At 61.1% G+C, this 14,140-nt stretch carries 13 protein-coding genes; 5 read left to right on the forward strand and 8 right to left on the reverse strand.

Going from position 1 to position 14,140, the window contains the following annotated elements:
* The first annotated feature begins 13 nt into the window (after positions 1–13).
* A complete protein-coding gene (locus BLV67_RS20385) occupies positions 14–2,170 on the forward strand; it encodes a lipase family protein (protein WP_069786958.1) in 2,157 nt (718 codons plus the stop codon).
* 8 nt (positions 2,171–2,178) lie between these two features.
* Here BLV67_RS20385 and codA read toward each other — a convergent pair whose 3' ends face one another.
* From codA to BLV67_RS20425, 7 genes are all read right to left on the reverse strand, one after another.
* The gene (gene codA / locus BLV67_RS20390) at positions 2,179–3,414 is read right to left on the reverse strand and encodes a cytosine deaminase (RefSeq protein ID WP_069786959.1); all 1,236 of its coding nucleotides are present in this window, start codon (positions 3,412–3,414) and stop codon (positions 2,179–2,181) included.
* A 98-nt stretch (positions 3,415–3,512) separates the two neighbouring features.
* Positions 3,513–4,781, reverse strand: a complete 1,269-nt coding sequence (gene codB, locus BLV67_RS20395) for a cytosine permease (RefSeq protein ID WP_069786960.1) — start codon at positions 4,779–4,781, stop codon at positions 3,513–3,515.
* Positions 4,782–4,922: 141 nt separating this feature from the next.
* Complete coding sequence (locus BLV67_RS20400) at positions 4,923–5,546, reverse strand: NUDIX hydrolase (RefSeq protein ID WP_069786961.1); 624 nt, start codon at positions 5,544–5,546, stop codon at positions 4,923–4,925.
* A 139-nt stretch (positions 5,547–5,685) separates the two neighbouring features.
* Positions 5,686–5,883: a helix-turn-helix transcriptional regulator gene (locus tag BLV67_RS20410; RefSeq protein ID WP_056858770.1), complete on the reverse strand. Its 198-nt coding sequence runs from the start codon at positions 5,881–5,883 to the stop codon at positions 5,686–5,688.
* Positions 5,880–6,254 (reverse strand): hypothetical protein, encoded by a 375-nt coding sequence (locus BLV67_RS20415; RefSeq protein WP_069786962.1) that lies wholly within the window; start codon positions 6,252–6,254, stop codon positions 5,880–5,882. Before BLV67_RS20415 ends, BLV67_RS20410 begins: the two co-directional genes overlap by 4 nt.
* Before the next feature lie 126 nt (positions 6,255–6,380).
* Positions 6,381–6,737: a 6-carboxytetrahydropterin synthase QueD gene (queD, locus tag BLV67_RS20420; protein WP_003237990.1), complete on the reverse strand. Its 357-nt coding sequence runs from the start codon at positions 6,735–6,737 to the stop codon at positions 6,381–6,383.
* A gap of 76 nt (positions 6,738–6,813) precedes the next feature.
* Entirely contained in the window at positions 6,814–7,893 is a 1,080-nt protein-coding gene (locus BLV67_RS20425; protein WP_069786963.1) for a patatin-like phospholipase domain-containing protein, read from the reverse strand.
* A gap of 171 nt (positions 7,894–8,064) precedes the next feature.
* Here BLV67_RS20425 and BLV67_RS20430 point away from each other — a divergent pair, with 171 nt between their 5' ends.
* Genes BLV67_RS20430 through BLV67_RS20440 form a run of 3 tightly spaced genes read left to right on the forward strand, consistent with a single transcriptional unit; the run spans position 8,065 to position 10,366 of the window.
* Positions 8,065–8,388, forward strand: coding sequence for a PepSY domain-containing protein (locus BLV67_RS20430; RefSeq protein WP_069786964.1), 324 nt, complete (start codon positions 8,065–8,067; stop codon positions 8,386–8,388).
* A complete protein-coding gene (locus tag BLV67_RS20435; protein WP_065912344.1) occupies positions 8,388–9,056 on the forward strand; it encodes a response regulator transcription factor in 669 nt (222 codons plus the stop codon). The genes BLV67_RS20430 and BLV67_RS20435 overlap by 1 nt, the downstream gene beginning before the upstream one ends.
* Positions 9,053–10,366: a sensor histidine kinase gene (locus BLV67_RS20440; RefSeq protein WP_065912346.1), complete on the forward strand. Its 1,314-nt coding sequence runs from the start codon at positions 9,053–9,055 to the stop codon at positions 10,364–10,366. The genes BLV67_RS20435 and BLV67_RS20440 overlap by 4 nt, the downstream gene beginning before the upstream one ends.
* A 32-nt stretch (positions 10,367–10,398) precedes the next feature.
* Here BLV67_RS20440 and BLV67_RS20445 read toward each other — a convergent pair whose 3' ends face one another.
* Complete coding sequence (locus BLV67_RS20445) at positions 10,399–12,546, reverse strand: methyl-accepting chemotaxis protein (RefSeq protein ID WP_069786965.1); 2,148 nt, start codon at positions 12,544–12,546, stop codon at positions 10,399–10,401.
* Positions 12,547–12,783: 237 nt separating this feature from the next.
* Here BLV67_RS20445 and BLV67_RS20450 point away from each other — a divergent pair, with 237 nt between their 5' ends.
* Positions 12,784–14,103, forward strand: a complete 1,320-nt coding sequence (locus BLV67_RS20450) for a Na+/H+ antiporter family protein (protein WP_163005458.1) — start codon at positions 12,784–12,786, stop codon at positions 14,101–14,103.
* The last annotated feature ends 37 nt before the right edge of the window (positions 14,104–14,140 follow it).

Below are 14,140 nucleotides of genomic sequence, written 5' to 3' on the forward strand. Positions count from 1 at the left end.
AAGGAGATGATTCATGAGCCAGGAAGCATGGAAGCAACCTTTTTTCAGCAGCAAGATGCCTGCTTGCCCGCTGAAAGGGCATTGGGCAAGCGTTTGCCTGGTGGATGAAACGGGCAGCGGCAAGGCTTATGGCGGGCTGGTCTACACAATCCGGGACACTACAGGGCGACTGTACAACGGCAGGCTGAATGGAGAGGGATACGCCAAGTTGGAAGGGTTTTATTGCGGCCCTGTCATTCTTAGTTTGGATGCGCAGTATTCCGGTGAAGAGGAGCCGTATTCAAAATTGAGAAAACGCAAGACTTACCCATTGCCTATCACCGAACTTCAAGCCCGTGCCGAACACACCCGGTTTTCAGCGGCTGATGGCCAACGTATCGAGGGCAATCCTGCACAACGCCAGGCAGACCGGTTTTATCAGGTTGAGGTGCGCGATCTGGTACGACATATTGCCCACCTGCCGCCGTTTGCCTCCAGAACCTATCACCCTCCAAGGCATGCGCTGAAAATGATGGCCGAGATGGGCTTTGGTCCGCCGCAGCCCGCATTGTCAGGCGTCGTGCTGTTCCCCAACCTGCACACGGTGTTGGAAGTACGGCCTTTGCGATCCCTGCGCCCGATGTTATCGACCGATGATCAGTTTTGTGCGTTGAACCTGTATCAATTAGCGTTGATGTCCACATTGAGTTACTGCAATTTTGGCCAGCAACCTCCAAAGCCGCCAGTGGAACACGTCAGTTTCCCGCTGGATCCCAGCGCAGGAAATCTGTTCGCGGAAAAACTCTCGGGGTTTCAAGAAGCCTGGAAGGTCGATCGTGATCAGGCTCAGCGCTTCTACCCGGTGTATGAAGAGGTTCCATACTCCCAGCGTTTTGAAATTTTGCCATTTGACCCTGAGTTGTATCCACAAAATCGCCCGGAGCTTGAAGATAAACAGGAACATCCCGCTAGCCTGCACTTTTTTGACGATGAAGCCTTCGGTACGGATACCCAAGCGTTTATCAGTCACCACAACGAAGTGATTCTGATCGCTGTACGGGGTACCGCCAGTGGTGCCGATGCTTTGCGAGATGCGAATGCCCACCAAGTGCCCTTTACCGAAGGTGTTGGCAAAGCCCATGAGGGTTTTTACCAGGCCTATCGAGCGATGCGCGATTTTGTTCTGTACTACCTTGATCAGTTCCACAGCGGTCAGCGCATTTTGATTTGCGGCCACAGTCTGGGCGGTGCAATTGCATTGCTGTTGGCTGAAGGGCTACGCCGCGTTCCTGATCGTAACTACAACATCCTCCTCTACACCTACGGCGCTCCCCGCGCCGCAGACTCCGAGTTCACCGAAGGCGCCACCGCCCTTATCCATCATCGCATCGTCAACCACAACGATCCGGTCCCCAGTGTCCCTGCCACGTGGATGAATACCACCGCCAAACTCTGGGTGCCGGGCGCCATCACGCTTTTTGCCGCGCCGGGGGCGGGTGGCCTGCTGTTCGCTGCCGGCCTTGTGCGTGTCGGCGGCAACCCTTACCAGCACCACGGCGAACAGCAGCACTTCATGCCTATCAAGCTGGCGGACGGCACGCACTCCTCGGTGTTATGGGCGCCCGGTTGTGAATCAATCCTCGAGGCCGGATGCAACCGGGTGCTGCAACTGCAAGGCGATATGCCCGAGCGTGCCAACCTGTTGAAACAACTGTTCCAGGCCAGCCAGCACTTCATGACCGCCAGTTACATTCCAGCCGCGTGGGCCACTCTGCGTCGCTGGCAGCAAACCGTCGACAGCCAGGGGCCTTTGATCACCGCCAGAGAGTTCGAGTTGATAGACCTGGCGCTCGACACAATGACGCAACAACTGCGCGACAAGAACCGCGAGCTCGAGCGTCGCCGCCCACCGAACCAGCGCGATTATGGGCATGCGCATAACCAGGCGCTGAACGCTGAAGTCGACCGCTTGCGCAGCAGCCGACGTCGATTGGAGTCGTTGCGCTGGCGCCGTCTGGACCGGCGTGACGTGTATGGCAGCCACGCCGACTCCACCGGTTTGCAGCCCAGCGTGAAGCGCTGGTTGCGCCACCCTGAAAACCGCAGGTTGGCGCAAATCGCCAGTATTCCTGCGCCGCTGAAGGACAGCGCCGGCCGCGTGCAGCCACTGGATATCGACTCAATTGTCTGACCCGTTGCTTACAAAAACTCCACCTGTGCCGGCCTGCGTTGCATCAGCACCTTGCCATTGCGGATCGAATACAACGGCAGGCCCTGGCTACGGATCACCTCGTAGTCACTGTCTGCCGAAAGGACCAGCAGGTTGGCCGGGCGACCGGGTTCCAGGCCGTAACGATCACCCAGGGCCATGGCCTTGGCGCTGTTGTCGGTGACCAGGTCCAGGGCGCTCTGCAGGTTGCGGTAACCCAGCATGTGGCAGATGTGCAGACCGGCTTCCAGCACGCGCAGGATGTTGCCGTTGCCCAGCGGGTACCAGGGGTCGACGATGGAGTCCTGGCCGAAGCAGACGTTCATGCCGGCCTCGAGCAGTTCATTGACGCGGGTGACGCCTCGGCGTTTCGGGAAACTGTCGAAGCGCCCCTGCAGGTGAATGCTTTCGGTAGGGCAGGAGACGAAGCTGATGCCCGAGTGCCCCAGCAGGCGAAACAGTTTGGCGCAGTAGGCATTGTCATAGGAGCCCATCGCTGTGGTATGGCTGGCGGTGACGCGCGCGCCCATACCGCGGCTGCGGGCTTCTTCGGCGAGCACTTCGAGAAAGCGCGAGTGCGGGTCATCGGTTTCGTCGCAGTGCACGTCCACCAGGCAGCCGGTGCGTTCGGCCAGGTCCATCAGGAACTTCACCGAACTCACCCCTTGGTCGCGGGTGTATTCAAAGTGCGGGATGCCACCGACTACATCAGCGCCCAGGCGAATGGCCTCCTGCATCAGCTCGCGGCCATTACGGTAAGACTCGATGCCCTCCTGCGGGAAGGCGACGATTTGCAGGTCGATCAGGTGAGTGCTTTCTTCACGCACCTCCAGCATGGCTTTGAGCGCGGTGAGGTCAGGGTCGGTGACATCAACGTGGGTGCGCACATGCTGGATGCCATGGGCGGCCAGGGCCTGGATGGTTTTCTTGGCGCGAGCCTTGGTGTCTTCCTGGGTGATGGTGGCTTTGCGCTCTCCCCAGCACTCGATGCCCTCAAACAGGGTACCGCTCATGTTCCAGCGTGGCTCACCGGCGGTCAGGGTCGCGTCGAGATGGATATGTGGCTCCACGAAGGGCGGTATCACCAGGTTGCCAGCGGCGTCGAGGTCACCGGCCATTAAGGTGGGGGCCACGGTTTGTGCGGTAATGCGGGCGATCCGGCCGTGTTCCAGGTGCAGATCATGCAGGCCTTCACGGTTGCGCAGGCGGGCATTGATGATATGCATGGGCAAGTTCCTCTTGGCTTTGGATAATCAGGCAGGCAGCCGCCAGGTCATCAGGGTTATCAGCCACAAGGTTACCATCCTCATGGCAGCAGTCGGGTTCATGCCTGCACGTCAGTCAACGGTGCGCGCACGCGCAGGGCTGCGGTGAGTGCGATGTAGGCCAGGGACGCGGCCACAATCCCCACCAATGGCGCCACCCACGGTGAGTGAAACGCCAGCACGGTGCCCACGGCATACGCCACCAGCCCCGGCCAATTGAACGCCGGCAGGCGTGCATCGGCCAGGCGCGGGTACAGGCCGCGATAGCGGTAGAAGAAGTCCGCCATGATGACCCCGCCAATCGGCGGGATCACGGTGCCCAGCAGAATCAGATAAGGCACCAGCAGGTCGTACATGCCAAACAGTGCCAGCAGCGTGCCGATCACTGCGCCGGCCAGGGTCACGGTTTTGCGCCGCCGGGTTCGCAGCAGGTTGCAGCCGGCCACGGCGAAATTGTAGAGGGTGTTGTCCTGGGTGCTCCAGATGTTGAGCAGCAACATGGCCATCGCCGCCATGGCGAAACCTTGCAGCAGCAATACCTCGACCACATCGGGCTGCTGATAGACGATGGCACCATAGGCACCGATCAACACCATCAAGCCATTGCCGATAAAAAAGCCGATCAGGCTGGCCAGCACCGCGACCTTGGCCGAGCGAGAAAAACGCGTCCAGTTGGTCGCCTGGGTGGCGCCGCTGACAAAGGTGCCGAATACCAGTGTGAGGGCGGTGGACACGTCCAGTTCCGCGGTCGGCACCACGGCCAGCAAGCCCTCCAGGCCGCCGACTTTGACGGTGGCGACCCACATCGACAGCAACAGCAGGATGCCCATGGCCGGCACCGCGATATAAGACAGAATCTCCAGCCCGCGATAGCCCACATACGCGGTGGCGCAGAACAGCAGGCCAAACAGCACCATCAGTGCGAGCACCGTGCCTTGGTTCAATTCGAAATATTTGCCCAGTACCACGGCGGCGGTGGCGGTGCCCCAGGCGTACCAGCCGATCTGGGTGAAACCGAGGATCAGGTCGCTGAGTTTGCTGCCCACTTCGCCGAAGCAGAACCGCCCCATCAGGACCGAATTCAAGCCGCTCTTGAACGCGATATAGCCCAGGCCCGCGGCGTAAATACCCAGCAACAGGTTACCCAAAGCCACGACACCGAGCATGTCGGTAAAACTGAACGCCACGCCCAGCTTGCCGCCGGCGAACATGGTCGCGGTAAAGAAGGTGAAGCCCAGCAACACCATGGCGGTGGACGCAAGGCCCTTGCGCGCATGCATCGGCACTTCGCTGAGGGGGTAATCGTTACCCGGTTCTTGCTGCGTCATGGCCTTGCTCCCTGGATGACTGACAGCCGTGCTGTTGCACTGCGCGTGCCAAACCGGCAGCGCGACGTATTTGTCGCCAGGCAGCTGTGTCGAGCGCGCCCAAAAAGGCACGAAAGCAGTGCAGCGGTGAGACAAAGTGGATCAGTCGAACAGCGTCTGGGTGGTCTCGCCACGATGAAACGCAAACGCCGCTTCAAGATCGCTTTCGATGGTGCGCCCACGGGACAGCGGGGGCAGGTCGTCGAGGGTGAAAAAGCCCACTTCAGTGGTTTCAAACCCGGCCGCCGGCGCCAGTTGGTCGACCCGCTCGCACAGAAAGTACAGCTTGTAGAAGTCCCGCACATCCGGGCGATACAAGCCCTTGGCCTTGTGCGTGACGCTGTACAGCGCGCGCGCCGTGACGCTCAGCCCGGCTTCCTCGCGGATCTCCTTGACGATGTTTTCCGCCGCTGACAGGCCGATATCGGCGTAACCACCGGGCAGCGCCCAGCAGCCGTCGGTCAATTCGCGCACCAGCAGAATCCGGTCGCCTTCGATCACCGCGCCGCGTACGTCAATCATCGGGGTTGAATAACGCTTGGCAAAATCCGGCACCAGCTCGGTGATGCGCGCAAGCGGCACATCCGCCAGTTGCGCAAGCATGCTGTGGGCAATCTCGGCAATTTCCTCGAGGCGCTCACGCTCAAAGTCGTCGGTGCAAAAATGCAGCCCCGTGGACGCCAGCGCCTGCAAGCGTTTGGCCTGGGCCAGCCAGAGGTTTTCCATGGGATATTCCTATAGATGTTTGATCATATAGAGGCGGCGCAGGCCGTGTTCCTCGGCGCGATGGGTGTGCAGATAGCCACGGCGACTGTACAGCGCGAGGTCCTCGGTCATCACCTCATTGTGCTCCTGTCGTAAAGGCTCAATCCACAGGCGCTTCGAAGATCGCCTCGATGGGCCGTTCGAACACCTTGGCGATCTTGAACGCCAGCGGCAAACTCGGGTCGTAGCGGCCGGTCTCGATGGCGTTGATGGTCTGGCGCGATACGCCCAGGCGCTGCGCCAGCTCGGCCTGGGACCAACCCAGTTCGGCGCGCAACGGGCGCAGCTGATTATTCATTGATAGCGCCTTGTGCCAATGATCGTGGCCACACACCAGACCCCGCCCATGATCGGCCATACCATAAAGGCCGACAGGCGCGGCAGGCCTGCGGTTTCCAGGAAACCGTAGCTGAAGGTGGTGAGGGCAGTGCACACAAATGCCACGGCAAGTGCTTCCAACTGAATCTTGCGGCCCAACTCATCCATGCTGTTCAGCCGACGGTTGATCGACACTGCCATCGCGATCATCGGAATAACCGGCAGCAATGCCAAGGCGATTTTCGCGGCGCCGTCAGGCATGGAGCGTACAAATGAGCTGGAAATTACCACGCAGGCAACGTACAGCAACACAATGGCTATAAATTCTACGAGGAAGCGTTTAGGCGACATGACTCTCTCCATGAGTAAAGTGTGCTTTACACTAGGTGTTCAGGTTTGTCGTGTCAAGCATGCTTTACATTGGCGCCGGCCAGGCATAAAAAAACCACCCGCAGGTGGTTTTAAACACTCAACCGCTTACTCGCCGCGATAGATGCAACCGCTGGTGCAGGTCTCATGGATGCGAATCGCGCTGAGTTCCGGCAACAGGGGTTTGAGCTCAGTCCAGATCCACTTGGCCAGCACTTCGCTGGTCGGATTCTCCAGGCCCGGGATGTCATTGAGGTAGTTATGGTCGAGGCGCTCGTACAGCGGCTTGAAAATCGCCTTGATTTCCGAGAAATCGCGGATCCAGCCGGTATGGGGATCCAGGTCGCCGCTCAGGTGGATCGCCACCTTGAACGAATGCCCGTGCAGACGCCCGCATTTGTGGCCTTCCGGTACATGGGGCAGGCGGTGGGCGGACTCGAAGGTAAACTCTTTGAAGATTTCCACAGTATTTTAAGCTCGGTCAGGTATCTGGCAGGCGGAAAGTTTAACAGCTTGACCCCTTGCCGCGCATACCGCTGGGTCAGAGAGCTTGCAGTCGCTCGGCCAGTTCGCCGTTATCGGCTAGTTGCAGAAACTCATCCCCCAGCCGCCGGCTTTCACTCATCGCGGTTTGCCAGTATTTGTTGCGGCTCAAGTCATCGCCCATAAAGCGCTTGAAGTCGCTGCGGTCCGGCAATTTTCCATGGGGCAGGCGGGCCAGGTAGTCCCTGGAGGGCGCCAGTAGCAGCACATCCTGCAAGCCTTGTGGGTTACTGCGCCGCCATGGCAAGCCCTTGTCGAACCAGCCGGGGATCACCCGGTCGGTGAAGTGCGGGTACAGCACAATGTCGTCGCCGTGATAGGGCAGGTCGAGGTGATAGTCCAGCAGGCCACCGTCGCGGTAAGTGCCCGTGCCTGCGCCGGGCAGGTCGCGCACGCCTTGCATCACCATGGGGATGGAACCGGAGGCCAGCAGCGCCTGGCGCAGGTTGCCCAACTGCAGGTCGAGGAAGCGCGAGGGGAAGTCCGTCAGCGCATGCACCGGAGGCGCCTGGCGCGGGTCGTGGATGATCAACCGCTCAAAATGCCGCGACAGCCGCGCACGGCCACGCAGGTTGTCGGCAATCACCGACGACAGGCCCAGCCCCAGTCGCCCACGGTGGTCATCGGCGAGCAGGCCGTGGCTCTTGACCACCATGATATTCAGGCGATAGTCGGGGTTGTCCAGCACCCGCGCATCGCGGCCGGTCAGCAGGTCGTCGAGCATGCGTTGGCAGCTGCGGCTGACTTCGGCCATGGTCACGCCCTTGGCGAAGCGTTGTTCGTTATACAGGCGGCCGAGGTCCAGCAAGCCTTGCACCGGGTCGGGCAGGCACGCACTGGCAAATCGCCAGGAGCCGATGGACGCGCCGATCAGTGCGCGCTCACGCGGCGCGCGTGGCAACCAATCGCCGAACAGCGCCAGGTCCAGGCCTTGAATGCCCAACGCCTTGGGGCCACCGGCCGCACCGGGTAGGATGCCGACATCCGCCGGCGCAAGGCCTTGCTCGCGAATGCGTGTGAAAGCGCGTTTGCCGGCCTTGAGGGTCAGCGCGGGAAACTTGATGTGGATAGCAGTCATACAGGTCTCGGTTGCAGCGAACAGGCAATATAAGAGAAATCCTGCAGCGGTGGGTAAGGTTACCGATTGAAAATTGCCATGGTGGCAATTCAGTTTCAGTTAAGTTGTCACGGGTACCGTGGTGGCCCATGTCCCTCATCGGGCCGCCCTCAAGGAACATCAGGATACGTAATGAAGGTAAATCTACGCGCGGGCAGGCTAGCGGCGCTGGTAATGCTTCTAAGCAGCGCAAGCCTGTCGGCCCATGACCTTGGGCAGGATGAAGCCCTGCGCCTGCGTCAGGAGGGCGTCATCGCGCCGCTGGAAGAGTTGCTGGGGCCGGCGCTGGAGCGCTACCCGGGCGCCAGGCTGCTGGACGCCGAACTTGAGGAACACAAGGATAGGCCGGTGCGCTATATCTACGAAATCGAACTGTTGACCGTCGAAGGCGTGGTGCGCGAGATCGAGCTGGACGCCAGTACCGGTAAGCTGCTCAAAGATAAGGAAGACGACTGATGCGCCTGCTCCTGGTAGAAGACAACGTACCCCTGGCTGACGAATTGCTGGCCGGCCTGCAGCGCCAGGGCTACGCAGTCGACTGGCTGGCCGACGGCCGCGATGCCGCGTATCAAGGTCGCAGCGAACCCTACGACCTGATCATCCTCGACCTTGGCTTGCCGGGCCTGCCGGGTCTGGAGGTGCTGGCGCAATGGCGCGCGGCGGCCTTGGCCACCCCCGTGCTGGTGCTGACCGCACGCGATTCCTGGGCTGAACGTATCGAAGGGCTCAAGGCCGGCGCCGACGATTACCTGAGCAAACCCTTTCACCCCGAAGAACTCTACCTGCGCATCCAGGCGCTGTTGCGCCGTTCCCACGGCCAGGCCAACCAGCCGACGCTGCAATCCGCCGGCCTGCACCTGGATGAAGGGCGTCAGTGTGTGTTGCGCGATGGCGACGAGATCCAACTGACCGCCGCTGAATTCCGCCTGCTGCGCTACTTCATGTTGCACCCGCAACAGATCCTGTCTAAAAGCCACTTGGCCGAGCATTTGTATGACGGCGAGACCGAGCGCGACTCCAATGTGCTGGAAGTGCACGTCAACCACCTGCGCCGCAAACTGGGGCGCAGTGTGATCGAAACCCGGCGTGGCCAGGGTTACCGGTTTGGCGCCGCCCCGGCATGAGGTCGATTCAGCGGCGCCTGAGCCTGGGGTTGATCAGCGTCATGGTGGTGGTCGGCGTGGTGCTGGCGCAAACCAGCTTGTGGTTGTTCGAGGCCGGTTTGCAGCGCTACCTGGAAGCCGGGCTGCGCAACGACAGCGAGAACCTGCTGGCGGCACTGGTGCGTGGGCCCGAGGGTGTTCAGTTGGATGAGCAGCGTCTGTCACCGGCCTACCAACGGCCGTTTTCCGGGCATTATTTCCGCATTGATTTTGCCGACGTTCACTGGCGCTCCCGCTCGTTGTGGGACCAGGAACTGCCGCGCCTGACCGAGCCGGGGCTCAAGGGCAACCTGCAACTGGGCCCGGAACGCCAGCAACTGCTGGTGTTGCGTTCGGACTACAAGCGTTTCGGGCAGTTGATTTCCATCAGCGTGGCCCAGGACTACACGCCCGTGCGCGAAAGCTTTCGCTTGATGCGCCAGATCGGCTTGATCATCGGTTTGGCGGCGCTGTTGCTGGTGCTGATCCTGCAACGGGTCACCGTGCGCCGCGCCTTGCGCCCACTGGAGACGGCACGCAACCAGATTGCCCAACTGCAACAGGGCCGGCGCTCGCAACTCGATACCCAAGTGCCGTTGGAACTGGAGCCGCTGGTGGCGCAGATCAACCATCTGCTGGCCCATACCGAAGACAGCCTCAAGCGCTCACGCAATGCCTTGGGCAACCTTGGCCATGCGCTGAAAACTCCGTTGGCGGTGCTATTGAGTGCGGCCTCCAGCGAAGCGCTCAAGGATCACCCCGAACTCGGCAAACTGCTGCGCGAGCAGCTCGATCAAGTGCAGCAACGTCTCAACCGCGAACTCAATCGGGCCCGCCTGGCCGGCGAAACCCTGCCCGGCGCGCTGTTCGACTGTGAAAAAGAATTGCCCGGCCTGCTGGCCACATTGAGCATGATCCACGGTGAACACCTGGATTTGAGCTACCACGTCGACCCCGGCCTGCAATTGCCCTGGGACCGCGAAGACCTGCTGGAGCTGCTCGGCAACCTGCTGGATAACGCCTGCAAATGGGCGGACGCCGACGTGCGTTTGACGCTCAGCGAAACCCCGCGCAGCTTTCTGCTGGGCGTCGAAGACGACGGCCCCGGCATTCCGCAGGCCCAGCGTGAGCAAGTGCTCAGCCGCGGTGCGCGCCTGGATGAGCAGATTGACGGCCATGGCCTGGGGCTGGGGATCGTGCGGGACATCGTCGAGGTGTGGGGGGGGACGTTGCAGTTGCAGGACAGCGAACTGGGCGGGCTCAAGGTGCTGATCGAATTACCCAAACGTTGAGATCGTGCCCACGCGGAGCGTGGGAACGATCATTACACCCGAAACTGATCCATCAACCCCTGCTGCTGATTCGCCAGGCTGTTCAATGCCTGGCTCACCCGTGCCGACTCATTGGCCTGCTCCGACAGCGATTCAGTCACATCCCGAATCGTCGCCACATTGCTGTTGATCTCTTCGGCCACGGCGCTTTGCTGTTCGGCGGCGCTGGCGATCTGCAGGTTCATGTCGCTGATCACCGTGACCGCCTCGCCAATCTGGCGCAGGGCGGTGACCGCCTGGCCAACCTGCTCGACACTGCCCTCGGCCTGGCGATAGCTGTTGCCCATGGAGCCGACCACGTCGGTGGTGCCGCTTTGCAGATGCTCGATCACCCGGCGGGTTTCTTCTACCGACTCCTGGGTGCGCTGCGCCAGGTTGCGTACTTCGTCGGCGACCACCGCAAAGCCACGGCCAGCCTCACCGGCGCGGGCGGCCTCGATGGCGGCGTTGAGTGCCAGCAGGTTGGTTTGCTCGGCGATGCCACGAATCACTTCCAGCACCGAGCCGATCTTCTCGCTATTGGCCGCCAAGCCTTCGACCTGGGCCATGGCGGTGCTCATGTCCGCCGCCAGGTTGCCGATGTTGGTGGTGGTGCGGTCGATCACACTCAAGCCGTCGCGGGTGGCCTGGTCGGCATCGCGAGCAGCGTGTGCCGCCTGGGCAGCGCTGCGGGCGACGTCCTGGGCGGTAGCGCTCATTTCGTGGGAAGCGGTGGCCACTTGATCGACCTGGCGGTACTGCTGCTCCATGCCGGCGCTGGTTTGCGTGGCGATCGCGGCGGACTGGTCGGCAGTGCCACGGGCGTCCTGCACCGAGCGTTTGACTTGGGCAATGATCGGTTGCAGCTTGTCGAGGAAGCGGTTGAACCAGCCGGCCAACTCGCCCAGTTCATCCTGTTTGTCATAGGCCAGGCGGCGGGTGAGGTCGCCTTCACCGCTGGCAATGTCTTCAAGCATGCGCGCCACGCCAAGGATCGGCCGGGTCACGCTGCGGGCCATCAACCACACAAGCACTAAGCCAACCACGGCCGCCAGCAGGCCCAGGCTCAACTCCAGCAGCGTGCCACGGGCGTTGTCCGCGTCCAACTGGGCCTTGAGTGTTTCGGCGGGGCCGACCAGGACTTTCTCCGGCACATCCAGCAACACGCCCCACGGCTTGCCGCCGGGAATCGGCGCGAATGGTGCCAGCACCTTGAGTTGGTGACCGGTACGCAGGCTGCTGGTCTGCGGATTACTGGCCAACACGCTGATCAATTGCGCGCCGCTGGCGCTGTCGACCTGATCCAGACGCTGGCTGAGTTTGCCGGCGTCCGGGCTGTAGCCGGCGAGCAAACCGGTGGGGCTGAGGATGCTGACCTGGGTCTGGCCGTCGTACAGCTTCTGACTGGCCTGTTGGCTCACGGCCTGCAAGCTGTTGAGGTTGATGTCCACCGACAGCGAGGCGATGACTTTGCCGTTGACCATCAGCGGGAAGACGATGCTGGTCATCAGCACCTTTTGCCCGTCGATCACATAAAAGTAGGGTTCGATTACGCAGGGTTTCAGGGTGGCGCGTGGGCAGGTGAACCAGGCGTTGGCTTTTTCGCCGCTGGGGCCGACGCTGACGTCGGCCATGTCGCTTTCGGGCAGCGACATGGAGGTGAGTTTGCCCGGCGTTGGCTGCGACCAGTAGAGGGCGAAGCGGCCTTTGTCGTTGCTGCCCAGTTCTGCCTGATTGGCGAACAACTCGTCCTTGCCGTCCAGCGCATTGGCTTCAAACACCAGCGACAGGCCCAGCAGATCGGGGTTGGCCTGCAAGGCGGCCTTGACCTGGCGGGTCAGGTCTTCGCGGGTATCGAAGGCGTCGAGGAAGCGTTTTTCCGCCTGTTCACGCAAAAATAACACCTGGCGCGAAAAACCATGGCCGTACTGATAGGCGTCCATAAATTGCTGGCGAATGCCCAACGCCTGCACTTCACCTTGGGCCTCGATACGCGCCTGGGCGGACGCGTCGAGCATCTGCATGCTGGACGCTTTGACCTGCTGTGAACTCTGCTCCATGCGAAACAGCGACAAACCCACCAGCAGGGTCACGATCCCCAGCAGGCACAAGCCCGCGAGCAGGGTGATTTTCCATTGAATGGAGAGCTGTCTAAGCGACATCGGGACATCCTTACCTGAAAACACAGAGAGACCCGTTTATCGGCTGTTCCGGATATTTCTTTATTCAAACGTTCAATTTAAAGCCTGAAACGGCGTCGTTTTTTGACATGATGGCCCGCCTGCTGCAAAGTGCGCGCCCTCTAATAAGACCTCTTAAAGCCCGCACGCGGACGCCACCCGATGGCCGCCCGGTCGCGGGCCTGTCTGTTTTTATGTTTTTTGCTTGAGGTAACCATGATTAACGCAGTCATCGCCGCGGTCGGCACCATGCTGGTGCTCAGTTTGTCCCGCGTGCATGTGGTCATCGCCATCATCGTCGGCGCCCTGGTCGGTGGCTTGACCGGCGGGTTGGGCATCGAGGCCACGCTCAAGGCCTTTAACGGTGGCTTGGGCGGCGGCGCGACCGTGGCGTTGTCCTACGCCTTGCTCGGCGCGTTCGCGGTGGCGATTGCCAAGTCCGGCCTGGCTCACGCGCTGGCGGACAAGGCGCTGCTGCTGGTCGATCGCCAGGAAGCCACCGGCGGCAGCCATGTCAAATGGCTGCTGATCGGCCTGTTGTGGGGGGTGGCGATTGCTTCGCAGAATATTCTGCCGATCCATATCGCGTTTATTCCGCTGCTGGTGCCGCCACTGCTTTACGTGCTGACCAAGCTGCAACTGGATCGTCGCCTGATCGCCTGCGTAATGACCTTCGGCTTGATCACGCCGTATATGTTCCTGCCGGTGGGCTTCGGCAATATCTTCCTTAATCAGATCCTGCTGGCCAACGTGGCCAAGAGCGGCGTGGACATCAGCCAGGTCAACGTTACTCACGCGATGGGTTTGCCGGCGCTGGGCATGGTGGTCGGTCTGCTGGTGGCGGTGTTTATCAGCTACCGCAAAAAGCGCGTGTATGACCTGGAAAAAATCGAGCGCGTCGAGCAAGTGGCGGTGCAGTACAACCCGCTGACCCTGCTGGTGGCCGGCCTGGCAATTGCCTCGGCGTTTATCATTCAGCTGTGGCTGGACTCGATGATCATCGGCGCGCTGGCTGGGTTTCTGATCTTCTCGGTCTCGGGCATTGTGCGCTGGCGCGAGACCGACGACCTGTTCACCGAGGGCATGAAGATGATGGCGATGATCGGCTTCATCATGATCGCCTCTTCGGGGTTTGCCGAGGTGCTCAAGGCTACCGGTGACGTGCGTTCTCTGGTGGAAGCCTCGGCGGCATTCATCGGGCATAGCCGTGGGGTGGGTGCGTTGCTGATGTTGCTGGTGGGGCTGTTGGTGACCATGGGCATTGGTTCGTCATTTTCTACGGTGCCGATTCTGGCGGCGATTTTTGTGCCGTTGTGTGTGCAGTTGGGCTTCAGTCCGTTGGCGATTGTGTGCATCGTGGGGACGGCGGGGGCGTTGGGTGACGCGGGTTCGCCTGCGTCGGATTCCACGCTTGGCCCGACTTCCGGCCTGAATATCGACGGCCAGCATCACCATATCTGGGACACGGTGGTGCCGACCTTCCTGCATTACAACATTCCGTTGCTGGCGTTTGGCTGGATTGCCGCAATGACCCTCTAGTATCTGGAACAGGTTCAATTGTGGCGAGCAGGCTTGC

Origin of the sequence: Pseudomonas salomonii (assembly GCF_900107155.1) — a bacterium.
Taxonomy (GTDB): Bacteria; Pseudomonadota; Gammaproteobacteria; order Pseudomonadales; family Pseudomonadaceae; genus Aquipseudomonas; species Aquipseudomonas salomonii.

Coding starts and splice junctions, on each gene's coding strand:
- BLV67_RS20435 (WP_065912344.1), top strand. CDS start 8,388: ATGCGCCTGCTCCTGGTAGAAGACAACGTACCCCTGGCTGACGAATTG.
- BLV67_RS20400 (WP_069786961.1), bottom strand. CDS start 5,546: ATGGAAAACCTCTGGCTGGCCCAGGCCAAACGCTTGCAGGCGCTGGCG.
- codB (WP_069786960.1), bottom strand. CDS start 4,781: ATGACGCAGCAAGAACCGGGTAACGATTACCCCCTCAGCGAAGTGCCG.
- BLV67_RS20430 (WP_069786964.1), top strand. CDS start 8,065: ATGAAGGTAAATCTACGCGCGGGCAGGCTAGCGGCGCTGGTAATGCTT.
- BLV67_RS20385 (WP_069786958.1), top strand. CDS start 14: ATGAGCCAGGAAGCATGGAAGCAACCTTTTTTCAGCAGCAAGATGCCT.
- BLV67_RS20410 (WP_056858770.1), bottom strand. CDS start 5,883: ATGAATAATCAGCTGCGCCCGTTGCGCGCCGAACTGGGTTGGTCCCAG.
- BLV67_RS20425 (WP_069786963.1), bottom strand. CDS start 7,893: ATGACTGCTATCCACATCAAGTTTCCCGCGCTGACCCTCAAGGCCGGC.
- BLV67_RS20415 (WP_069786962.1), bottom strand. CDS start 6,254: ATGTCGCCTAAACGCTTCCTCGTAGAATTTATAGCCATTGTGTTGCTG.
- codA (WP_069786959.1), bottom strand. CDS start 3,414: ATGCATATCATCAATGCCCGCCTGCGCAACCGTGAAGGCCTGCATGAT.
- BLV67_RS20440 (WP_065912346.1), top strand. CDS start 9,053: ATGAGGTCGATTCAGCGGCGCCTGAGCCTGGGGTTGATCAGCGTCATG.
- BLV67_RS20445 (WP_069786965.1), bottom strand. CDS start 12,546: ATGTCGCTTAGACAGCTCTCCATTCAATGGAAAATCACCCTGCTCGCG.